Consider the following 23,351-nt stretch of genomic DNA (forward strand, 5'->3'; position numbering starts at 1 on the left):
TCGGCTTATTTGTATAATATTCTTCTGTTCTGTTTCTCTTTCTTCCCCAAAGTTCTGTTTATAGCCGCTTCAAGTCTTGTTCCGATACGTGCTTTCCTTTGTACGCTTTGCCTGCTGCATTGAAACGATAGCTTAGGTTCAGGGAGAAGCTGCGCGAGTCCGGGTTTGCCTTTTTCGTATAGGTCAGCCGGGGACCGAACAGCATGAAGGAGCCATACCGAGAATTCCACAGGTCATTGGCTTGCAGTCCGAGCGTCAGCCTTTTGTTGAAGAATGTTTTGCGGATGCCGGCGTTTATGCCCCAATAGGAACGTTGCAGCATGGCGCCGAAGTTGCCTTCGCTCTGGTAGTCGGCATCAAGGGAGAGAGTCCACTCGTCCGGAAGCTGGAGACTGTTTTGCAGAAAGAGGTAAATGCTGCCGCGGTTCATATTCTTGCTACTGCCTTGATTGGTGACTTTGAAGAACGGTTGGGCGAAGTAGATGCCGAGCTCCGGTTTCCAGATGCCGACGGTGGGTGACAGATGGGCAGAGGCGGTGAGATACTGCATCCGTTTGAAATTTCCGGTAGTGAAGATGACAACATCCGGATTGTCCTCGTATTCTTTGGTCATGAAGGCAATGGCATTGCGGCGGTATTGGTAGTTAAGTCCGAATTGTACCCACTTGTAAAGGGCCGTGAACTGCAGGTCGTGGTTGGTTTCGGGGGTGAGCAGTGGGTTTCCGCCTTCGTAGATGAAACGGTTGTTATAACTCAGTGTGCTACGTAGCTGGAAGAAGCTGGGGCGGTTGCTTTTGGCTGTATAGCTGAGATTGGCTTGGGCTTTGCCGAGAGGAAAGTCTACCGATAGGTTGGGGCACCAGTCATTGTAAGTACGACTTTGACCGGACACGTACTTTTCCTGCTCCCAATAGTCGGAGACGGCATGCTCGAAGCGCAGTCCTGCAAGAAGGCTGATTTTTCCTAATGTCAGTGAGTATTCGGCAAAGACGGCGGACTTGCTTTCGTCGATTCGACTGTCTGTATCGGGAAGTATGTGCTGCCGGTTCAGGAAATTGTCATTTCGCCGGATGAAGGTGTAATCGGCACCGGTCTTCAGTTCACCTTTCCAAAGGGGATGGGTCAGAATCAACTTGGCGGCATAAAGGCGGTTGTCGGCGTGGTTGAAAGAGCTGATGTCGCGATTGCCTTCGGTCTGGCTTTCTTCTTTAGCCTCCTGGTGATTATAACTTTTTCCGTATACCAGGTCGGTGTTGAAGTTTATGTGGAGTTGCTTTATGCTGCCCTGATAGTAGGCATTCAGCTGGTGCCGGTTGGTTTGCTGCAAGTTTTGGGAGGAATGTATGGTGTGATCGGCCAATTCTTCATTTGCCCGGACGGTATATGCCGAATGGTCACTGCTGTGATAATCGGGGGTACGATGAAACTCATAGGAGGCACCGAGGCTGTGTTGGGGGGTGAAGTCGTAACTGGCGCTTGCTTTTCCTCCGGCAAGTAGTCCCTTATTATATAAGTGAACCCGGTTATTTACATCCCATTGTATTTCGGACGGTATCTGGTAGCGAACCTCCTGGTGGCGTTTTCTGTTTTCATAATTGGTGTACAGCATGCCCAGCAGGGACAGTCCTTTCTTCTGATAATTCAGATTGACTTGTCCGTAATGGCTGCTGCGTCTCCGTTGGGTGATTCCTGCACGGAAATTACCGCCAAAACTGTCTCTTTTGTTACGTACGGTGCGTATGCGTACAACGGCTTTAACGGTAGCATCGTACTCTGCACCCGGGTTGGTGATGAGCTCCACTTTTTCAATATCGGCGGCAGAGAGGCGTTGCAGCTCGGAGTTGTCTTGCAGAAGGCGGTTGTCTATATAGATGACCGGTGTCCCTTTGCCAAAAACGGTATACCCCTCATCAGAGGAGCGTAGTCCGGGGATATGTTTCAATACGTCGTTGGCATCATTCAAGGATGCGAGCAGGGTTTGCCGTACGCTTGTCTCCAACTTTCCGCCCTTTAGTCGGAAAACGGGGCGGGCGGCGGTGATGACGGTTTCCGCAAGTAGCACGGCATCGGTTTGCAATATCCAGTTGTGGGTACTCCCGGTGGGGCAAGGCTGGCAAAGGGTTTTGTAACCGATGGAAGAAATTTGTAGTAGATAGTTTCCGGGAGCGGGAGGGAGAAGTTCAAAACTACCGTCGCTTCGGCTACACGTTCCTTGTATGAAGGTGGAATCTTCGGAAAGGAGGGCGATGTTGGCAAACTCTATCGGTTGCTTTTCCTCTGTGAGAATTTTACCTCGGATGGAGGGTGTTGCCGGGCTGGTTTGTGCTTTTGTTGTCGTGACGCTCATTAGGAGCAGGGCAAGAATACATATTATCTGTTTCATGTTCCGGTTGTTGTTTGATTTCGGGACACGAAGGTATCCGCTTTCTGCCGGGATGGAAGAAATAAAAAGCGGATAGTTGTCTGACATTTGCCTGACAATAGACTGACAATACTTTCTTTTGTCCTTTTAAAGGGGGAAGATGATTACTTTTCTGTATCCATCTCTCCGGTGAACGAGATGGACTGTTTGTTCATGGGTTGCACATGGATACTGGTAGAACCATCGGGAAAGATGGTGAGGCGGTACTCATAATTGTCTTCATCACTACGGGTCTTGAAGTCTATTTGGATTTTGCCTTTTTTGAGTGCTCTGGTTGTGTATCCGGTGATGGATGCATTGAAATTCAGGCTCTTGCCTCCTCCATACGGAGCATTGTAGGCCACTCCAAAGTAAGGCAGGTAAGAGAAAACGGAGTCGTTTCTGATTTCCAGTGTATAGTTGGTGGTCAGGTTACGGCTACCGCCTCTCATCGGTTGCATCCGATCTACGTTGATTTTGTATTGTTTAGCAGCAATAGCTTCTTTTACAGCACGTTCAGTGCGCGCTTTCTTTTCGTTACGGTTTTGGGCGGTTGTCGGCATTGCGACAGTTAGGCAGATTAGCCCTAATAGGATAAGTTTGTTAGTCTTCATGATTCTATAATGTTTAGGTTTTTATTTCCAGTCCGTAGGCGCGGCCACGATCTGTTGTTATTCTGAGGTTGCTGTTGTCCTCGACAATGGGCTTCAGACGCCGTATCAATGTGTAAAGCGTTTCGTCTGCATTGTCTTTTCCCGGCCATAGCGATTGGCAGATGTCGGATTTGAAAAGTAGGTGTGAGGAAGAAAGGTAGAACATCTCCATCAGTGTGTACTGCATGGGGGTGAGTTTTAGCTTTTCCTGCTGTTCGTTATAGAAGCAGGCTTCCTGGAGGGAAAGCGAAAGGTTGCCGAAGGTAATGAAGTTTTCTTGTTGCTGCCCGTTACTGGCATTAGTCTTTGTGTGCCGGTGGAAATAGAAGAAAGTGAATCCTCCCCAGAGCAGGGTGGCCAATAGCAATGTTGCCGGAATTGTCTGCTTGGATAAGCTGAACAGCATGGCAGCTGAGCAGCGGGCATATCCCCGGAAAGAAAGTGTCAGCCCAGATGCATCGGCTGTGGTGGAGAGCCATACTAATGTGTCGCTGGCAAGACATCCGGCAGGAATCTCATTGAATACGGTGGCGGGAGCATTCTTTTTCAGTATATGTAGCGAAAGGGTAGAAACATCTTTCAATCCGGTGATGGACAATGCTTCGGTAAAGGCTCTGTGGAAACCGCTTACGGAAACGGGAGTGCCCATCACTTCTTGCAACTTGGCATAGGTTTGGATGGTATCTGCATTCAACCATAATCCCTTGTGCTGCAATACAGTGCGTTGCAGCGCTTGATTCAGGTCAGAGACCACACGTTGTTCTGCCTGCGAATAGCTGCGATAACCGAAGCCGAATGATAGCAGTACCAATAGAAAAGTGATTGCTATCGAAAGATTTGCTGCTGATACTTTCCTTTTCATGGATACAAAATTACGTATAAATCGGATTATAAACAAAAAAGGAAGTTTCCTTTTGGAAAACTTCCTTTTTTAATGGTTTTGCCGCAAGTAGATTACTTACGCAAGCCGAGTTCTTTGACAATAGCACGATATCTGGTGATGTCGCGATCCTTCAGGTAAGTCAGCAATGCACGGCGTTTACCTACCAACATAGTCAAAGCTCTTTCTGTACTATAATCCTTTCTGTTGAGCTTAAGGTGCTCAGTCAGATGAGCAATACGGTAGGAAAACAAAGCTATCTGAGCCTCAGCTGAGCCAGTATCAGTGTTAGACTTTCCGTATTTGCCGAAGATTTCTTGCTTTTTAGCAGCGTCTAAATACATAATGTTTAATTAAAAGTTATTATAAATATTCCCTTTCGGGGCTGCAAAGATAGGGATAAACTTTTATATCACAATGATATTCAGCAAAAAAATCATATCTATACTGCATATCTAATCCAAAATCACTAACTTTGTCGCCTGAAAATAATAGGTATTATATGCAAAAGATTAGAAACATTGCAATTATTGCCCATGTGGACCATGGGAAAACGACGCTCGTTGACAAGATGCTTTTGGCCGGAAACCTTTTCCGCAGCAACCAGAGCACAGGTGAATTAATGTTGGATAACAATGACCTGGAGCGTGAACGAGGTATAACGATTCTCTCAAAGAACGTTTCTATCAACTACAAAGACACCAAGATTAACATTATTGATACTCCGGGACACAGTGACTTCGGAGGTGAAGTGGAACGTGTATTGAATATGGCGGATGGATGCATTCTGCTTGTGGATGCTTTCGAAGGTCCTATGCCGCAGACACGGTTTGTATTGCAGAAAGCTCTGCAGATTGGTCTGAAACCTATCGTTGTTGTGAATAAGGTGGATAAGCCAAATTGCCGTCCCGAAGAAGTGTACGAGATGGTGTTCGACTTGATGTTCAGCCTGAATGCAACCGAGGACCAGCTGGATTTCCCCGTTATCTACGGTTCTGCCAAGAATAATTGGATGAGTACCGACTGGCAGCAGCCGACTGATAACATTTATCCGCTTCTGGACTGTATCTTGGAGAATATTCCTGCCCCCGAACAGTTGGAGGGTACACCGCAAATGCTGGTTACTTCGCTGGATTATTCTTCGTATACCGGGCGTATTGCTGTGGGCCGCGTACACCGTGGCATATTGAAAGAAGGCATGAATGTGTCTTTGGCAAAGCGTGACGGGAGTATCGTGAAATCAAAAATCAAGGAATTGCATACATTCGAAGGTATGGGCCGTGTAAAGGTGCAGGAAGTGTCTTCCGGTGACATCTGTGCGTTGGTAGGTATCGAAGGATTCGAAATCGGAGATACGGTCTGCGATTACGAAAATCCGGAAGCGTTGCCGCCTATTGCCATTGATGAACCTACGATGAGTATGCTCTTCACCATTAATGACTCTCCGTTCTTCGGTAAGGAAGGTAAGTTTGTTACTTCCCGCCACATCCACGACCGTTTGATGAAGGAGTTGGATAAGAATCTTGCACTTCGCGTGCGCAAGAGCGAGGAAGACGGCAAGTGGATTGTTTCCGGCCGTGGCGTGCTTCATCTTTCCGTACTGATTGAGACCATGCGTCGTGAAGGGTATGAGTTGCAGGTAGGGCAACCGCAGGTAATCTTTAAGGAGATTGACGGCGTGAAATGCGAACCTATCGAAGAGCTGACCATCAATGTTCCCGAAGAATATGCCAGCAAGATGATTGATATGGTGACCCGTCGTAAAGGTGAAATGGTAAAGATGGAAAGTGCCGGCGAACGTGTAAATCTTGAGTTCGACATGCCGTCGCGCGGTATCATCGGTCTGCGTACCAACGTGTTGACCGCTTCTGCCGGCGAGGCTATCATGGCACACCGTTTTAAGGAATATCAACCGTATAAGGGTGAGATTGAACGGCGTACCAACGGTTCTATGATTGCCATGGAGTCCGGTACGGCTTTTGCCTATGCCATTGACAAGTTGCAGGACCGCGGCAAATTCTTCATTTTCCCGCAGGAAGAGGTTTATGCAGGCCAGGTAGTGGGCGAGCATTCCCATGACAACGACTTGGTGATTAATGTAACGAAGTCCAAGAAGCTTACCAATATGCGTGCCAGTGGTTCGGATGACAAGGCACGTCTGATTCCTCCCGTACAGTTCTCTCTTGAGGAGGCACTGGAGTACATCAAGGAGGATGAATATGTGGAAGTTACTCCTAAATCAATGCGTATGCGTAAGGTTATCCTCGATGAGCTTGAGCGTAAACGCGCAAACAAGAACTGATAAACAGAAGAGTTTTAGTTGTTATATATGAAAGGAGTGCCCCGCCGAAAGGTGAGGCACTCCTTTTTATTGTCGTCATTCAAACGAAAGTCAATCGATGAATTTTACCTTTGCCGCATTACGGGGTTTGGCAGTGGGCGTTTCGTCCGGATAGCCGAAAGCGATACAGTAAAGTAGCTGATAGCCTTCCGGAATATCCAGTTTCTTCAGGTATTCGGCAGCAGCCGGAGTAGAGGTCATGAAGCGCGTGGGACCGCCCAAGCAGCAAGAACCGATTCCCATGGACCAGGCTGATAGAATCATATTCTCACCCAGCAGTCCGCAGTCAATCTGCGAAAGGTCATAAGACGGGTCATTGGCAATAAATACTACTGTAGAAGCGTTGCGAAACATGTTCTTGAATTTCGGGTCTTCGGCGGCTTTGGGATTTTCCTTCTTGTAGATTTCCGTGATGCCGTTGATGAAATCCGGGTTATCCACTACACGCACTTCCCACGATTGCTTGTTCTGTCCGTTGGGTGCATTGATACCGCAATCCAGGATAATCTGCATGGTGTCGCGATTCACGGCTTGCGGTTTGTACTGGCGGATGCTGCGGCGTGACATGATGGTTTCAATCACCGCATTCTCTTTGCTTTCATTTGCATTGGCAACTTGGGTCTCTTTCTGGGTTTGGGCGCTGCAACTGCAGAGCAGCAACAAACTTGCGCCTGCCAACATCAATTTGATACTTTTCATATTGCTTTATTTGAATAATGGTTTCTGCAAAACTACTAAAACTTTCGGATTATCAATGAGATAGAGATATTAAAAAAGAAAAAAGGCATCTCCCGGAGGAGATACCTTTTCCATATGTTTCTAACTTTATTGTCAGATTAGAGCTTCGGACCAGCAGCAACCAGAGCCTTACCTGCTTCGTTGCCAGTGAACTTAGCGAAGTTCTTGATGAAGCGGCCAGCCAGGTCTTTTGCTTTTTCTTCCCATTGGCAAGTGCATTCGTAAGTATCGCGAGGATCAAGAATCTTCGGATCTACATTAGGCAATTCAGTAGGAACCACGAAGTCGAAGAAAGGAATAACCTTCGTCGGAGCCTTGTCGATAGAACCGTCGAGGATAGCGTCGATGATACCACGAGTATCTTTGATAGAGATACGTTTGCCGCTACCGTTCCAACCAGTGTTAACCAAGTATGCCTTAGCACCAACCTTGTTCATCTTCTTAACCAATTCTTCTGCATATTTAGTAGGATGCAAGCTCAAGAAAGCAGCACCGAAGCAAGCAGAGAATGTCGGAGTCGGTTCAGTGATGCCACGTTCTGTACCAGCCAACTTAGCAGTAAAGCCAGACAAGAAGTAGTACTGAGCTTGTTCAGGGTTCAGGATAGATACCGGAGGTAATACACCGAATGCGTCAGCAGACAAGAAGATTACCTGGTGAGCGTGAGGACCCTTAGAAACCGGTTTAACAATGTTATTGATGTGGTAGATAGGATAAGAAACACGAGTGTTTTCTGTTACGCTCTTGTCAGCGAAGTCAATCTTACCGTCAGCAGCTACTGTAACATTCTCCAACAGAGCGTCACGCTTGATGGCAGCGTAGATATCGGGTTCGCTTTCTTTATCCAAGTTGATAACCTTAGCGTAGCAACCACCTTCGTAGTTGAATACACCTTCGTCATCCCATCCGTGTTCATCGTCACCGATCAACAGACGTTTCGGGTCAGTTGACAAAGTAGTCTTACCTGTACCAGACAGACCGAAGAAGATAGCAGAGTCAGTGCCTTCCATGTTAGTGTTGGCAGAGCAGTGCATAGAAGCGATACCACGCAACGGGTTCTTGTAGTTCATGATAGAGAACATACCCTTCTTCATTTCACCGCCGTACCAAGTGTTCAAGATAACCTGTTCGTTGGTCTTCAAGTTGAATACAGTAGCTGTTTCAGAGTTCAGACCCAGTTCCTTGTAGTTGTCAACTTTTGCCTTAGAAGCGTTGAATGATACGAAATCGGGTTCTCCGTAGTTAGCCAGTTCTTCAGCAGTCGGGCGGATGAACATGTTAGTTACGAAGTGAGCCTGCCATGCCACTTCCATGATGAAACGTACTTTCATACGAGTAGCGGGGTTGGCACCACAGAAGGTATCAACAACAAACAGACGCTTGCCGCTCAGCTGCTTAACAGCTTTAGCTTTCAAGTCAGCCCAAGCTTCTTCAGAGCAAGGTTTGTTGTCGTTTTTGTATTCTTCAGAAGTCCACCATACAGAATCCTTGCTGGCTTCATTCATTACGAAGAATTTATCTTTAGGAGAACGACCGGTATAGATACCTGTCATTACATTTACAGCACCCAGTTCAGTTACCTGACCTTTTTCAAAACCTTCCAAACCTGGTTTGGTTTCTTCTGCGAACAGTACATCGTAAGACGGGTTGTGGATAATTTCCTTCACGTCTTGGATACCGTACTTGCTTAAATCTAAATTTGCCATTTCTTTTAATGATTTAAAATGTTGGTATTTGGTTTATAATCTCTTTCCTTAATCTCTTTTTACCTTTGATTTACAAGGGAAAACGGGTGTAGAAAAGCTCTTTTTTTCCTGCTTTTCAGCAGGTCCCTTGTTTTTCGCCTACAAAAGTAATACTTTCTTTTTAAAGAAAAGCTCTATTAGAGAAATTTTTCTCTAATAGGAAATCTTTTATAAAACCATAACAATATCTGCTAACTGAATGTTGCAAATTGAGTGAAATTCGTTTACTTTGCAGCAAATTTTAATGTGCTAATGTGCTGATATGCCAATGTGCTAATTGCCATGCGGCATTACGTACACCACATTTGCACATTAGCATATTTGCACATTAGCACATTTATAATTATGAAGGTTATCAACTTTGCCGAGACAAATTCTGTCTTGAACCAATACGTGGCAGAAATTCGTGATGTAGCAGTCCAGGGCGACCGTATGCGTTTCCGCCGTAATATTGAACGCATTGGAGAGATAATGGCGTATGAAATGAGTAAGGAACTGACGTATTCTGTCAAGCAGGTACAGACTCCCTTGGGAGTGGCGCCGGTCAGCACACCCGATGACGAGGTGGTGATTGCCACTGTTTTCCGTGCCGGGCTGCCCTTGCATACTGGATTCTTGAATATGTTCGACCATGCCGGGAACGCTTTTGTTTCCGCTTACCGTTATTATAAGGATAAGGAATGCCGCACGGTGGATGTACACATCGAATACATCGCTACTCCGGATTTGTCCAAGAAGACATTATTGATTGTAGACCCGATGCTTGCCACGGGAGAAAGTATGGAATTGGCCTGGAAGGCCTTCGTCACCAAGGGGATGCCGGCCAAGTTGCAGATAGCTTGTGTCATAGCCAGCCGGCAGGGCGTAGAGCATCTGGAAAAGCTGTTCCCTGGAGATGAAGTGACCTTGTGGTGTGCAGCAATCGACCCGGAGATGAACGAGCATTCCTATATCGTTCCCGGGCTGGGAGATGCCGGAGATTTGGCGTTCGGTGACAAGATATAAGGTTCATATATCTTTTCCATCAGCCTTTTCCCAAGTGCGGGCCTATAATGACCCGGTTCATAATAATTGTGGATGTCTTCCGTGTATTCGTTGATACCGGTGAAATCAAATACATTCCGTTTTCCGAAGAAGCGCTTCAGTGTCTTTACGTCGGCAGGGTTTATGTTGACTTGCAGGTAGTCGGGACTGATAATGATTTTTACATCGGTATCATGTTTCCGGCAAATCCACTTTATTTCCTGCAACAGATTGATTTGCTTTTCCCTGAGCACTTGGGGGGCTTCCCGGTATTTCCCGTCTCTATAATTCTTCATTTTCTCTTTGGTGAATTCTCCTTTCCGGTTTTCCCAGTACTTATCTCCCTCTTCCTTTATCATTTTCTCTCTGGGATTTAACACGTCATTGGTTACCGGGTTTCGGGTGGAGCCATAGGGGTTTATAACCCCTTTCATGTAAGGGCGATAGGTATGGAACAGCTTGTAGTCCAGATAGGGGAAGAGAAAGTTCGGGTAGAAGAAGGCTTGGCAGAATTCCTTCTGGAACTTGAAGTTGCTTATTCCCGATATGGCGGGCGGCAGAATGTTGGAATGTCCGGTCAGGCAGCGGTCGTTGTGCAATGATTCCTTGTCGATAATCAGCAGCAGGTTCTTGATTGTTGCACCTGCCTTGTCCAGTGCCTTCAGCTTCAGGCAGACGGCGGCAAGGCTTTCGGCATTTCCGAATAACCGTACGGCTCTTCCACCGTGGAGGTATTTTTCCCATTCATGGCATTGATAAGCCATAGTGCAGGAGTTTCCCATGATATAGGAGTCGATGGGGATAGTATCCCGGTTGTTCAGATACATCTGCCACCCCACGTGCCCTTCGTTTAGTACAACCGGGGTTTGGTCGTATCGTTCATAGTTCTTCAGGACCATGAAAGGGTCGTCCAGGAAATAGACTGCCAGTAGGGCTATAAAAGGGATAAAAAGGATAAATAGCTTTTTCATGAAACGTATGGCTGCGTTCCGTTCGCTGTTTTTCTTCATCATGTGTCTTTATTGTCAAAATTGTAAATATATGAAGCTGTCCGAGTTGAACTGTCCCAGTGTGAAGAGTATTATGGCGAGCAGATAATAGATACTCCATCTTACGGCTGCCGGCTGTCGTCCGAGGGCTTCCAGCAAATCATGCTTGGACATGAAATATTCGTAAACCAATATCAGTACGAGTGCGCTTCCTGCCACAATGCTGTTGTGGTCCGGCATTCCGATGTTCATTTCCTTCCAGCTGTAATGCACATCGAAGGAGAGGTGGCTGATGTAGTGGAACGCTTCGGCCATGGAGCCCGCCCGGAAGAATATCAGAGATACGGCAAAAAGTAGGTAGGTCCTTATGACGGATAGTGTGGCATATAAGCGGCTTCCCAATTGGGCTTTCAGTCTGCGGTGAAATGTCGTGGTCTTCATCTCGTAGAAGATGATGACACCTTGAATTAGTCCGTAGACAGCAAAGTTCCATCCGGCACCATGCCAGATACCCAGTCCCGTGAAGGTCAGCGCCAGACTTAGAAATACGCCCCATTGTCCCCATCCACGCAGGCTCGAGGACAACGGGAGGTACAGATAGTCGCGTACCCAGAATGAAAGCGACATGTGCCATCGGCGCCAGAAGTCGGCAGTGGTCTGCGCAATGAACGGCCGGTTGAAGTTTGGGCTGAGCTTGAATCCCAGCATGCGCGCTCCTCCCAATGCGATGTCGGTATATCCGGAGAAGTCGGCATACAGCTCTATCGGATATAGGAGGCATGCCATCAGCAATTGCACGCCTGAGGCTGTGTATACCGACCCGAAGACACCGTCTATGTATGGGGCGATGGAGTCGGCCAGTATCAGTTTCTTTATCAGTCCCACGACAATCAGTCTCATTCCGTAGACCATGGATGCATAGTCCGTAGCTTTGCAGGACTTCAGTTGGGGGAGCATGTCACCTGCCCTTTCTATGGGACCGGAAAGGAACTTCATGAAGAAGAGCATGTATATCATGAAGTCGGGCAGGCTCTTTTCCGGTTCTTCTTCTTGCCAATAGATTTCTGTCAGGTACGAAATGGCCTGGAAAGTATAGAAAGAGATTCCCAGCGGAAAAAGGATGTGGCAGTCTGTAAGCCGGTCGGCATACCGGAATGCCAACCAGCTCACGACCAGAAAACACACACCTGAAAAATAAATTCCCTTCATGCTGCTTTCCCGCTTGGTCTGTCCTATCCATTTGCCAAGGTAGAAGGTGGTAAGCGTGAGGATGAGGGCCGTTATCAGAAAAGTGAGGTGGTAGAAGCCTATGAAGAGGCAGCTGGCTGTCAGTAAGGTCGCTTTTCTGAATCGTGAAGGAAGCGTATGGTATAGAATGAAAGTACACGCAAACAGTACGACGAAGTTCAGGGATATGAATGACATTTCCTAGTTGGTTTTGGTTAAAATGGCATGGCAGATGTCTCCCACGTTTTTGAGTTTTACAATATCTCTGAAGGTGAAGCGTACATTGAATTTCTTCTCTATCTTGTTTATCAGTTGCATGTTGGTCAGTGAATCCCATCCTTCCACATTCTGGGCGGTGGTCTCATTGTCAAGTACAATGTTCTCTCTTTTCAGTACCTCCCGAAAGATGAGGCTCATTTCATTCAAAATAGTCTGTGTATCCATTGTCAAGTTTAAATTAGTTCTTGTATTTTCTTTCTGTCTGTTTTGCTACTGGTGTTCAGCGGAAACTGTTCCAGGCAATGCATATGCTTGGGAATCATGTAGTAGGGAAGCCTGCTATACAGATATTCCTCCATCTGCTGTTTGTCGAGCTGTTTCTTCTCTACGACGAGATGTAGTTCGCACTGATTGCCGTTGTCGTATTTGGGAATGACGACTACACGGCATTCACCGTTGAAAAAGTTTTTTGCCACATGTTCAATCTCGCTCAGCTCGATGCGAAATCCTTGTATCTTTATCTGTGAGTCTTTTCGTCCGCAATAGATGATGTCACCGTCGGCATCCATCCGGCAGAGGTCTCCCGTCTTGTAGTATACTTTTCCATTGGCGGTCTCTACGAGGCATTCCCCGTTTTTTTCGGGAGCATTCCAGTATCCACCCATCACTTGATTGCCGCTAATCCATAGTTCGCCGGTTTCTCCGGTAGGCAGCGGGCGACCGTCGTTATCCATAATTAGGGCATCGATGCCTTCGAAAGGCCTTCCGATAGCGGTCATGCCGTTGTGATGCTTGCAGGAGGTGACGGGTATCCGGTAGGCAGTGCAGTAGATGGTTCCCTCTGTCGGTCCGTATAGGTTTATGAAAGAGGCATTGGGGACACATTTTCTGAAAGCATCCAACAGCTCCGCGTCAGAAGCCTCGGCAGTAACCACTAGATATCTAAGTGCGGGGAGGTGTATCTCCGGAAAATAGGGACGTAGCAGCTGGAGCAGTGAAGGGGCCACGGCAGCGAAGGTCAGGTCGTATTTTTCCAGAGTTTCAATTACGTTGATGTATTTCACGCCTTCCGGAGAAACGGTGTATATGCAAGCACCCAGCGTCAGCGGATATAGAAAGGATACGATGGAAACGTCGAAAGTGAGTTCGAACATCTGCAGCATCCGGTCGTTCTCGTCCAGTTGCCAGTCGAGGCGGTGATAGGCGGTATAGAAAGCATTCAGGTTACGGCGGGAGATGGGTACTCCTTTGGGTTCGCCTGTGCTTCCGGAGGTAAAGATGATGTAGGCATTTTCCTCTTCTGCCGTATGGAGGATGTCTTCTGCGGCATGGAACGTGGCGGAGTTCTCTGCCTGCTCTATTTCGGAGGTACATATCAGTTCCAGATTCCGGGTGTCGAGGTTCAAGACATGGATATTCTCGGTATGCAGCACGAGGCGGATGCCTGCCGAGTCGGCAATTCTGTCGTTCCTATGTTTGGGGTAGGAAGGATGGAGGATGACGTATGTCTTTCCGCAAATCAGTGCAGATAGTATGGATGCGTATGTTTCCAGTCTGTTTTCTGCGACGATGCCGATAATTTTGTCTTCTCTGTCCTTGAATAGGGAGGATATTTTCTGTACGCAAGTTGCCAGCTCTCCATAAGTGCAGGCCGTGTCTTCGATGACGAATGCCGGTCGGTCGGCATATTTGCCGAAGGCTTTCATGATGTCGCCAATCAAGTCATTTGGATACTTTTTCATTTAGTCCGTTATGTTATAGTTCAGTTTTTGCGGAAGCGATGTTTGTCCGTCGTTCATTAAAGACAGTGGTTTCCCGCAATCTCCCTACCGGGAAATCCTTAAGATTTCTAAAAAAGGAGGGATACTGTTCGGAATAAAAGAAACAGAGGGGGCAAATACATACTCACCACAGGATAACACGGATTAACACTGCTAAAAGCTCTTTATTATCAGAACTCCTAAGGCAATCTGTGTTAATCCGTGTTATTCTGTGGTGAGTATGATATACTCTTCGGGCAAAATGGGTTTGCGAACAAAGTCCTTATTTTGCCCAGAACAGTTTGTGGTAGTAAGTGTCTTCGGCTGACACCTCTTTATAGTAGGGATTGTAGTTGACTTCCGTATTCGGGTATCTCCAGCGGTTCGGCACATTTGTGATGGTACCGGCCACTTCGGGGAAGGCCAGGCCGGACGGATAGCCGGTACGTCGGATATCACTCCATGCCTCACGACTGGCTAGGAAACCGAAATGCAGCCACTTTTGGGTAATGATAGCATCCAGCTTGTCTGCATATTCCGTGCTGTTCCATTTGGCAGCAGCGAAAGAGGCTGTTTCTTCGGCAGTGGGGGCATTATACCGGCGTGCGTTTTCACCCGTACTTACCGAGTCGTAATAGTAGTAAAGCGTGATGGACTGGCTGACAGCCTTTTTGAACTCTTCTTCCGCTTTTGCTTCATTCTTTGCCACTCCATACCCCATTTCATAGGATTCCGCTTTCAGGAAATGGATTTCGGGTGAGGCCATTATCAGCATGTCGAATTTATCGTTTTCCCAAAAGAAACCTTTCTGCGTGATTTGTGAGAAACCGGTGTTGCTGGTATTGACTTCGTCTTGTGCCTGCGAGTTGTAATATTCCGTCAGCTCATCTGCCACGGTAAGGTCTGTGCCCAGATAACGGTGTTCGTCCAATTGACCGGTGTTTTGGTTGGTAATCTTCACGGGATTGAAGTTGAGCAGGATGCGCGGGTCGTCTTCTCCTTTCACATAAACGCCGCTCAGTGGGTCATTGCTGGTCATATCATAGTTGCCATGGCCCAGCATGCGGTCGATGATGGCGCCCGAAGCAAGTCGGTTAGTTACCCAGTCACCCAGTCCGTGGCCTGCGGTGAAGTTCAGTTGCCCAGACTTCTGGTTGACAATGAGAATGTTGTTTTCTTGTTCCTCTATCAACGGATAGGCTGACGGATTTTCCAGGATTTCCTTGATGGCGGTACGGCCTTCCGCCTGCAAGTCTCCTTGCGCGGCTACGCGCATGGCAAGGCGCAGTCGCAAGGAGTTTGCATAGCGTTCCCATTTGTCCATGTCCCCGTTGTTGATAAAGTCTTGTGTATTGAAGTTCCTCGGTGTGGGGATGGAACGGAACCGTGGAGCAATTTCTTTGAGCTCATCAAGAATGGTTTTATAAATATCCTCGGCCTTGTCATAATGAGCATACGATTTACCTACATCGTTGGTAAGCGGCAGCGTACAAGCTTCCGAGAAAGGCATATCCCCGAAAACGTCCACTGTGGCGGCAAAGAAATCGTACAACTGTACTTTGGCGGCAAGATAGAATGCCTCGTCCTGGGCTTGTTCTGCCGCGCTTTCTTCCTCGTAGAGAGATTCCAGCTTACGGAACTGGGCCAGTGCCGAATACACATTGTCCCACTGTCCGTCAATAGCGGGTATATAGCCGGGGGTATACATATCCGTAGTGTTGGAGTAGCCGAAGGTTTGTGCATACTTGCCCGTAAACTGTGAATCGAATCCGAAGAACCGGTTGTATTCGTAAACATCATAGTCCTTTACTTTTTGGAAGACTCCTACCATCAGATTACTGATGGTGACTTGGGTTACTTTGGAGGGGTCTTCGTATTTGCTGTCGAAGTCATAATCCGTACAGCCTGATGTTGTCAGGAGGAATGCTCCCAATGAAACAAGAGATAATATCTTTGTCTTTTTCATACTCTTTTTTGTTTTTTGGATGGTTGTTTTGTCAGAAACTTGCACGAAGTGAAACACCGAAACTGCGGGTAGCTGTGGTAGAACTTCCCACGGTAGCCTGGTTGGCCCAGGATGTTCCGACGGACGACTCCGCATCGTAGTTTTTCAGTGCTTTGTAGAAGTAGAAGAGATTACGTCCGAAGACCGACACACTCAGCCGGCCCAGTCCCAGTTTGGAGATCATCTTTTCGGGAAATTGGTAGCCGATGGTCAATTCACGCAGTTTGACATAAGAATTGTCGAATACCGAATGGCGGTATGTCAGCTGTTCGGCCTCCGTTCCCCAATTATAGGTGGTGTTGTAGTAATAGCCTGCCGGAATGATACGTGTGTTTCTTTCGCCAGTGGAGGCCACTACACCCGGAAGAATGATGCCGTCGTGGTAGATTATCTCTCCGTTGGGGCCGACACCCGTGGAAGGGTCTACTTGTACCGGAATTCCGCTGGAACTGTTGTCGCCCGGATAGTAATAGGATAGTCCGCCGTGTTCCGTATCACGGTACTTCAGGGATTCGGGTGTCAGACCCACTGCGGTGGCATATTGGTTCATTTCGTTGATAACATCTCCTCCGATGCGGAAGTCGATACTGAAATCGAGGAATACATTCTTGTAGGAGAAAGAGTTGAATAGACCTCCTACGCCTGCCGGATTGATGTTGCCGACTTTCTGCAATTCGGTTTGGTTGAGGTAAAGACCTTTATCGGAAACGAGGTACTCACCGTTTTCGTTCACCTGGGGAACCTGCGCATAGATGTCACCCATTGGCTGGCCTTCCACAGCTTGTATTTTTATTCCACTACCTCCGGAGTTGAGTATTTCCAGATAGGGCACTCCATCGGCCAGTTTCACTACTTTGTTCTTATATACACCATAGTTGGCTGTCAGGTCCCAGCGGAAATCTCTGGTCAGTATGGGAGTGGCACTGATTGATATATCCCAGCCGTGGTTGGCTACCTCGCCCACATTCATCAACACATTCTTTACGCCTGATGTGGAAGGTTGCGGCGTGGAGAGTATCTGGTCCTTTACACGGTTGTTGTAGTAAGATACATCTATACCCAACCGGTTGTTTAAGAACTTGCTTTCCAGACCTATCTCGTATTCGTACTTCTTTTCCGGACGGATATCTGCATTCCCCCATGAAGAGGGAATGGTGTTCCAGGTGAATCCGTTGTCCGAACCTTGCTCGTAGACGATATTGGCGGTATAGGTTTCAGGAGCATTTCCTACGATACCGTATGAGAGGCGCAGTTTTCCATAGTTCCACCATGACGGCATGTGGAAGGCTTGGGTGAAGAGGAAACTCAGATTGGCGGAAGGATAGAAAAAACTTTGGTCTTTTAGGGTAGACGAGCGTTCCTGGCGTCCGGTCAGTTCAAGGAATAGATAGTTGTCCCATCCCAGGCTCAGTGTACCCATATAGCCGGTTTTCAGTAGTTCCATACGTTGCAGGGTACTGCTTGGCGTGTAGCGGCTGGCATTGAGGTCGAACCAGTTTTCCGTGACAAGCCCGCCATTGGTGGAGACCCTGATATTGTTCATATTTTCGTAGCGTCCGGTCCAGCCTACGGTGGCGGCAATGTCGAAGCGGTTGATATTATAGTTGAAGTTCAACATAACATCTCCATAGACAATGTCGTAACGGCGGTTGATGGACTGGAAGCTACCGTTGGGGTCGTATAGGGAATTGGGTTGTTCGCTTTCATATTTCAGTGTTTGCTTCACATCTGTGATATCAGTTGAAACCTGGGCGCGCAGACTCAGCCAGTTGGTTATCTGCCAGGTGGGGCGAATCATACCGATGAGCCGGTTCTCTGTCTCGTCGCTATGGTGATGGTACATATTCCACAGCATGTTGTTCACTCCGGTGGCGTAACTGGGGTCGTAGGCCCATGATTCCTCAGGAGTCAGCGTGGCGTTTCCTCCGACAAAGGTATTACGGTATCCCAGACTGGTGACGTAACTTTGTTTCAGATAGGGAATGTCCAGGAAGGTGGAGAACATGTTGCCGAAACCGCTGTATAGGTTGAGCGAGGTTTGCGGGCGGTCTTCTACATTCTGTACGATGTAGTTAAGGGAGTATTCCAGTTTCAGCGGTTTCGCCAGTTGATACGAACCGGTCAGCTTGAAGTTGTGTTTGGTGAAGCTTCCGGTCAGGGCATTGGGAATCTCGTCCATGAATGTGTAGGAGAAGCGGTTGCTGGTGGTTTCCGTCCCTTGTGAGATGGCGAGATTGTAAGTCTGGGTCCAGCCGGTGCGAAACAACTCTTTCCACGGGTTGTCGGTCAGTGCCTGGTAGGGGCGCATCTTCCCGTCCCAGTAAAGTACCTCGCTGCCGTCGTATTTCGGGCCGAAGGACAAGGTGGTGGAACGGAGGCTTTTGTAGCTTTGTCCGTTTAGGGTTCTCTGATAGAAGCCTCCCGTCTGTTTCTCATAATCGCTGTATGCGGTGTTGTAGGTTCCCGGCCCGTATACGGTCTGTACTTTTGGTAGATAAGCCGGTAAGTTTGCCATGACTTGGGCATTGAAGTCCACCGTCAGCTTGCCGCTTTTGGTGCGCTTGCTAGTGATGACTACCGCACCGTTTGCAGCCTCCGAGCCGTAGAGAGCTGTGGCGGAAGCTCCTTTCAGAATACTGAGGCTCTCGATGTCCTCTGGGTTGATGTCTACCAGACCATTGGAACGGATTTGTCCGTCGTTGCCAAATTCGGCGAAGTCCGTGCTTTTACCCGTGCCGCCGTTGCGGATGGGTACACCGTCCAGAATGATGAGTGGCTGGTTATTTCCAGTGATGGAAGTCAGTCCGCGTACGTTGATGGAGACAGCTCCGGCAGAACCGCCTTGTGTCTGTGTGATGCGGACTCCCGGTGCTTTACCGTACATGGCAGAGGCAAAGTTGGGTGCTCCTGCCTTTACCAATTCGTCTGCACTGATGGTACTGATGGCATAGCCGACACGTTTCGTGTCTTTTTTGATACCCATTGCCGTTACTACGACTTCTTTCAGTTGCTGGGTATCTTCGCTGAGTGTAATCTTCAGGTCGCCTTGCTTTTTTCGTTTTGCCAGGTTTATCTCCCGAGTAGCATAGCCCATGTAAGCGATAGAGAGTGTTGCATCTGCAGGAACGGTCAGTGTGAAGTTGCCGTCCACATCGGTAATGACGCCGTTGTTGGTGCCTTTCTGTATGACGCTGGCACCGATAAGCGGTTCTCCCGTTACATCTCTTACAATGCCTGTAATGGTTCGGTTCTCTTGTGCAAAGGCTGTTCCGGTGAAAAGAAATGTTAATAACCAACTTGCAATAATCAAACTTTTTTGGAAGTGCGACGCTGAATGTGGAATGTCACACCGTTTTCTCATCCTGATTTTCATACTACTGAAAAATAATTGATTTATCTTATTATAAATGTTACGTCCTTTCGGCAGATATTTTAGCAAGAGGTATGCCAAACGAAAGGCAGACTATCCTTTTAAGGATGAATAATGTTGATAATCAATTGCTTATTTTCTATCGGGAAAAAGGGAAGTTCGGGTGTTTGTGGTGTGGAGATGTGGAAAAAATCCACAGTAGGTATTCCACAATTTCCCTCTCTTCCCTTGCAGTCTTGTTGTCGACCCTTATTGGTAGCCTTGTTCATCGGAGGTATGCTCTATCACTACAATAAAATCTGGTGCAGTTGCAGTGGTTGCATTTTTTTTCAGGGTGGGAGTGTTTTTGACCTTTATCCGGGAAGGATTACTCGAACGAAAGAGCTATCAGCCTGCGGTTTGTGAGATTGATATTAAGCCAGTATAAATCAGAGAATCACTTTCAAAATGTGACTACTATGGTTACTGTGGCAAATATAGTTATTCTTGATGGAAGAACTGCATGTTTGGCGTAATAAGTATCTATGTTTGGGAGAGAAAGGATAGGGAGGTACTCTTACTTTTAGGAAATTAATATCATGTTTGCACCTTATTTGTTTCGTGCAAACATGATATTAATAAATCTTAGTGGTTTATTTTACTTCCCACGTATCATTCGTCATCAATAACTCCTCGAAGTTGTGATACTTCTTCTTGGCAGACACCTCTTCGATTTGTTCATGAACAGCATCGTCGTAAGTAGGAGCTTCCACATCGCGGATAACACCGAGTGCAATCGGGAAGTCGGGACCTTCCATCAGGGCAAGCTTCAGTTGCAGGGTGTTGTCCATGCAGTGGGCATCGTGGATGAGGATATCCTTCTCTGTAATGCCGTTCTCACCGAGTTTCACGACTTTTAGACCAAAGCCTTCCTGCATCAGTCCGTATTCGTTGTTCTCGCCGAAGAGCATTGGTTCGCCGTGTTTCAAGTAGATAGCATTCTTGGCGCGGTCTTCCTTTTTGGCTACGGAGTCATGCGTACCGTTATTGAAGATAACGCAGTTTTGCAGAATCTCGCAAACGGAAGCCCCTTTGTGAGCCATGGCTGCCTTCAATATTTCCACTGTCCCCGGAGCATCGGTAGCTACCGCGCGGGCAAAGAAACGGCCGCGGGCACCGAAGCAAAGCTCTGCCGGGTGGAATGGATCTTCTACCGTACCATAGGGAGACGACTTGCTGACGAAACCACGTGGAGAGGTCGGAGAATATTGACCTTTGGTCAGACCGTAGATGCGGTTGTTCAGCAGAATCATGTTCAGGTCGATGTTACGGCGTACGGCGTGGATGAAGTGATTACCGCCGATGGCCAGACCGTCACCGTCGCCGGAGATTTGCCATACCGTCAGGTTGGGATTGGCAACCTTGGCACCTGTAGAGATGGCAGCAGCACGTCCGTGGATGGTCTGCATCGCATACGTATTCATGTAATAGGGCAGACGGCTGGAGCAGCCGATACCTGAGATGACGGCATTCTCCCAAGGAGCTTTGCCGATTTCTGCCATTGCTTTGTGCAGTGAAGCCAGAAAGAAGTGGTCACCACAACCCGGACACCAACGGGGTTGTCCTTTTTTATAGTCTTTTGCTGTATATTCGCACATAATCTTTTTTAATTGATAGTTGATAATTGATAGTTGATAATTGGTGGCTGGTCATTGATAATCCGCATATTACGCATGGTTATTATCAATTGTCAACTGTCAATTATCAATTAATTTATTGAACGCTGCGACCAGCTCGGCAACGACGAACGGTTGTCCTTTGACTTCGTTGAACTGGTACGGGGTGAAGTTGTCTATCTTCATACGTAGATAACCTGCAAATTGTCCGAGATTCTGTTCGGCAACTACCACCTTCTTGTACTTCTTCAGAACGGTTTCCGTGTTCTTGGGGAGCGGATTCAGATAAGTGAAGTGGGCGAGGGCAACCTTCTTGCCTGCCTTGTTCATCTCTTCCATGGCCGAATACAAGTGGCCGTATGTGCCGCCGAAACCGACAATCAGCAAATCGGCATCGTCTGCACAGCCTTGCACTTCTACATCAGGTACGGGGATTTTGGCAACCTTCTCGGCACGCAGGTGGCACATCAAGTCATGGTTTTCGGGATCGGTGGAGATGGCACCGGTATTGCTGTCTTTCTCCAGACCGCCGAGGATGTGCATATAACCTTCTTGTCCGGGGATGGCCCAATAGCGGACACCTGTTTCGGGATTGCGTTTGTACGGAGTATAGTTGTCCTTCATTTCGGAAGTCACGTAGGGAGGGGTGATGGCGGGATAGTCTGCCAGTTTGGGCAGCTTCCAGGCGCCGGAGCCATTGGCTACAAAGCCGTCGGTCAGCAATACGACCGGGGTCATATGCTCCAGTGCAATTTTGCTTGCCATGTAGGCTGCGTCGAAACAGCTTGTGGGTGAAGAGGCGGCAATGACGGGCATTGGGCTTTCACCGTTGCGGCCGAACAATGCCTGCAACAAGTCTGTCTGCTCTGACTTGGTGGGCAGACCGGTAGAAGGACCGCCACGTTGCACGTCGAGCACAACCAGCGGAAGTTCTGTAATGACTGCCAGGTTCATGGCTTCCGATTTCAGGCAGACACCGGGACCGGAAGTGGAGGTCACAGCCAGCGCACCTGCAAAAGCGGCGCCGATAGAAGTGGCGCAACCGGAAATCTCGTCTTCGCACTGCACGGTCATCACGCCCAGAGACTTGTGCTTGGAGAGTTCGTGCAGTACATCGGTTGCCGGAGTAATGGGATAGGAGCCGAGGAATAGCTTCAAGCCAGCCTTTTCAGCTGCGGCGATGAAACCGTAAGCAGTCGCTTTGTTCCCCGTGATATCCATGTATCTGCCGGGAACGGTGGTTTTGCTTTCAATCTTATATGTGTGGGCTACGGAAGCATGGGTGTTGTGTCCATAGTCATATCCTGCATGGATGACCTTGATGTTTGCTTCGGCAATTTCGGGCTTTTTGGCGAATTTCTCGCGGATGAAATCTTCGGCTATCTTCAAGTCGCGGTTGAACAGCCAGCATACCAGGCCTACTGCAAACATATTGCGGCATTTCAGCATGGATTTGTTGTCCATTCCGGTGTCGGCAAGGCAGTCTTTCACCATCTTTGAGATGGGGGCGGCGATGACATCCTGCTTAATACCCATTTCCTCTATCGGATTATCGGTCTTGAAAGCGGCCTTTTCCAAATCTGACTTCTGGAAAGCATCTGTATCGATGATGATGCAAGCAGTGGATTTAGCAAACTTATATTGGGTTTTCAGTGCGGCGGCGTTCATCGCTACCAATACGTCGCATTTGTCACCCGGGGTATAGACTTTCTCTGCACCGATATGTACCTGAAAACCGGAAACACCGGTAAGTGAGCCTTGCGGGGCGCGGATATCTGCCGGATAGTCGGGGAATGTACTGATATCATTGCCCACGGTAGCCGAAACTGTTGAAAAGATGTTGCCGGCGAGCTGCATACCATCGCCGGAGTCTCCGGAGAAGCGGACTACCACTTGCTCCAGTTCTTTGACCATCATGTCGTTTGCCATAACTTACGAATTACTATAGATTAATTTTTGGGGGTTACTGTATTCTATCACTGACCGACAAATTTCGTAAAGTTAATCGGATTAACAAAACTTTTTTCGGAAAATCGACAGAATACATTATCTTTGCATCCGCAATCTACTGCAATATGCAGAATCTATGCAAAAGCCCTTGTAGTTCAACGGATAGAACAAGCGTTTCCTAAACGTTAAATAGCAGTTCGATTCTGCTCAGGGGTACAAAATAACAGATTTAGATAGTGTGGAGTTTCCGCAGAATCCGCAAAATAAGGCTACTTTTGCAGTAAGATGTTCTACAAATAAAGATATGGCTACATTTAAAGCGGAGGTTTTTTCGGTCCAATTCATCATCCATTACTGTCCGGTAAAAAATGAGCGAATAGCCTATAGCTATCCGC

The 23,351-nt window shown here is 47.7% G+C and carries 16 protein-coding genes and 1 tRNA gene; 3 read left to right on the top strand and 14 right to left on the bottom strand.

Going from position 1 to position 23,351, the window contains the following annotated elements; translation table 11 throughout:
* Positions 1–58 precede the first annotated feature (58 nt).
* The 4 genes from DWZ67_RS06430 to rpsO form a co-directional block, all read right to left on the bottom strand.
* A complete protein-coding gene (locus DWZ67_RS06430) occupies positions 59–2,383 on the bottom strand; it encodes an outer membrane beta-barrel family protein (RefSeq protein WP_120138540.1) in 2,325 nt (774 codons plus the stop codon).
* A 143-nt stretch (positions 2,384–2,526) separates the two neighbouring features.
* Positions 2,527–3,015 (bottom strand): DUF4251 domain-containing protein, encoded by a 489-nt coding sequence (locus DWZ67_RS06435; protein ID WP_005834391.1) that lies wholly within the window; start codon positions 3,013–3,015, stop codon positions 2,527–2,529.
* A 13-nt stretch (positions 3,016–3,028) separates the two neighbouring features.
* Positions 3,029–3,916, bottom strand: coding sequence for a helix-turn-helix domain-containing protein (locus DWZ67_RS06440; protein WP_120138542.1), 888 nt, complete (start codon positions 3,914–3,916; stop codon positions 3,029–3,031).
* A 92-nt stretch (positions 3,917–4,008) separates the two neighbouring features.
* Positions 4,009–4,278, bottom strand: a complete 270-nt coding sequence (gene rpsO, locus DWZ67_RS06445) for a 30S ribosomal protein S15 (protein WP_016272369.1) — start codon at positions 4,276–4,278, stop codon at positions 4,009–4,011.
* A 158-nt stretch (positions 4,279–4,436) separates the two neighbouring features.
* On the opposite strand from rpsO, the gene typA reads away from it, so the two are divergent.
* Complete coding sequence (gene typA, locus DWZ67_RS06450) at positions 4,437–6,236, top strand: translational GTPase TypA (protein WP_005830735.1); 1,800 nt, start codon at positions 4,437–4,439, stop codon at positions 6,234–6,236.
* Positions 6,237–6,326: 90 nt separating this feature from the next.
* Here typA and DWZ67_RS06455 read toward each other — a convergent pair whose 3' ends face one another.
* Together DWZ67_RS06455 and pckA are read right to left on the bottom strand one after the other, a co-directional pair.
* On the bottom strand, positions 6,327–6,974 hold the full coding sequence (locus tag DWZ67_RS06455; RefSeq protein WP_035447189.1) for a nitroreductase family protein: 648 nt from the start codon (positions 6,972–6,974) through the stop codon (positions 6,327–6,329).
* A gap of 137 nt (positions 6,975–7,111) precedes the next feature.
* Positions 7,112–8,719: a phosphoenolpyruvate carboxykinase (ATP) gene (gene pckA, locus DWZ67_RS06460; protein ID WP_120138409.1), complete on the bottom strand. Its 1,608-nt coding sequence runs from the start codon at positions 8,717–8,719 to the stop codon at positions 7,112–7,114.
* A gap of 384 nt (positions 8,720–9,103) precedes the next feature.
* Here pckA and upp point away from each other — a divergent pair, with 384 nt between their 5' ends.
* Positions 9,104–9,763, top strand: a complete 660-nt coding sequence (gene upp / locus DWZ67_RS06465) for a uracil phosphoribosyltransferase (RefSeq protein WP_022400741.1) — start codon at positions 9,104–9,106, stop codon at positions 9,761–9,763.
* On the opposite strand, the gene DWZ67_RS06470 is transcribed toward upp, so the two are convergent.
* From DWZ67_RS06470 to DWZ67_RS06505, 8 genes are all read right to left on the bottom strand, one after another.
* Positions 9,706–10,794: a histidine kinase gene (locus DWZ67_RS06470; protein WP_120138411.1), complete on the bottom strand. Its 1,089-nt coding sequence runs from the start codon at positions 10,792–10,794 to the stop codon at positions 9,706–9,708. The genes upp and DWZ67_RS06470 overlap by 58 nt on opposite strands.
* A 12-nt stretch (positions 10,795–10,806) precedes the next feature.
* Positions 10,807–12,195: an MBOAT family O-acyltransferase gene (locus tag DWZ67_RS06475; RefSeq protein ID WP_120138413.1), complete on the bottom strand. Its 1,389-nt coding sequence runs from the start codon at positions 12,193–12,195 to the stop codon at positions 10,807–10,809.
* A gap of 3 nt (positions 12,196–12,198) precedes the next feature.
* Entirely contained in the window at positions 12,199–12,441 is a 243-nt protein-coding gene (locus DWZ67_RS06480) for an acyl carrier protein (protein WP_117703817.1), read from the bottom strand.
* A gap of 8 nt (positions 12,442–12,449) precedes the next feature.
* Positions 12,450–13,958: an amino acid adenylation domain-containing protein gene (locus tag DWZ67_RS06485; RefSeq protein WP_057098029.1), complete on the bottom strand. Its 1,509-nt coding sequence runs from the start codon at positions 13,956–13,958 to the stop codon at positions 12,450–12,452.
* A gap of 301 nt (positions 13,959–14,259) precedes the next feature.
* Positions 14,260–15,942, bottom strand: coding sequence for a SusD/RagB family nutrient-binding outer membrane lipoprotein (locus DWZ67_RS06490; protein WP_008662569.1), 1,683 nt, complete (start codon positions 15,940–15,942; stop codon positions 14,260–14,262).
* Positions 15,943–15,973: 31 nt separating this feature from the next.
* The gene (locus tag DWZ67_RS06495; RefSeq protein ID WP_369904476.1) at positions 15,974–19,354 is read right to left on the bottom strand and encodes a SusC/RagA family TonB-linked outer membrane protein; all 3,381 of its coding nucleotides are present in this window, start codon (positions 19,352–19,354) and stop codon (positions 15,974–15,976) included.
* A gap of 629 nt (positions 19,355–19,983) precedes the next feature.
* Positions 19,984–20,988, bottom strand: coding sequence for a 2-oxoacid:ferredoxin oxidoreductase subunit beta (locus tag DWZ67_RS06500; RefSeq protein WP_005834397.1), 1,005 nt, complete (start codon positions 20,986–20,988; stop codon positions 19,984–19,986).
* Between the two features lie 99 nt (positions 20,989–21,087).
* A complete protein-coding gene (locus tag DWZ67_RS06505) occupies positions 21,088–22,935 on the bottom strand; it encodes a 2-oxoacid:acceptor oxidoreductase subunit alpha (protein ID WP_057256557.1) in 1,848 nt (615 codons plus the stop codon).
* A 165-nt stretch (positions 22,936–23,100) separates the two neighbouring features.
* Here DWZ67_RS06505 and DWZ67_RS06515 point away from each other — a divergent pair.
* A tRNA-Arg gene (locus tag DWZ67_RS06515) sits at positions 23,101–23,172 on the top strand.
* The last annotated feature ends 179 nt before the right edge of the window (positions 23,173–23,351 follow it).

It is taken from the genome of Bacteroides sp. AF34-31BH (genome assembly GCF_003602795.1).
GTDB lineage: Bacteria > Bacteroidota > Bacteroidia > Bacteroidales > Bacteroidaceae > Bacteroides > Bacteroides uniformis.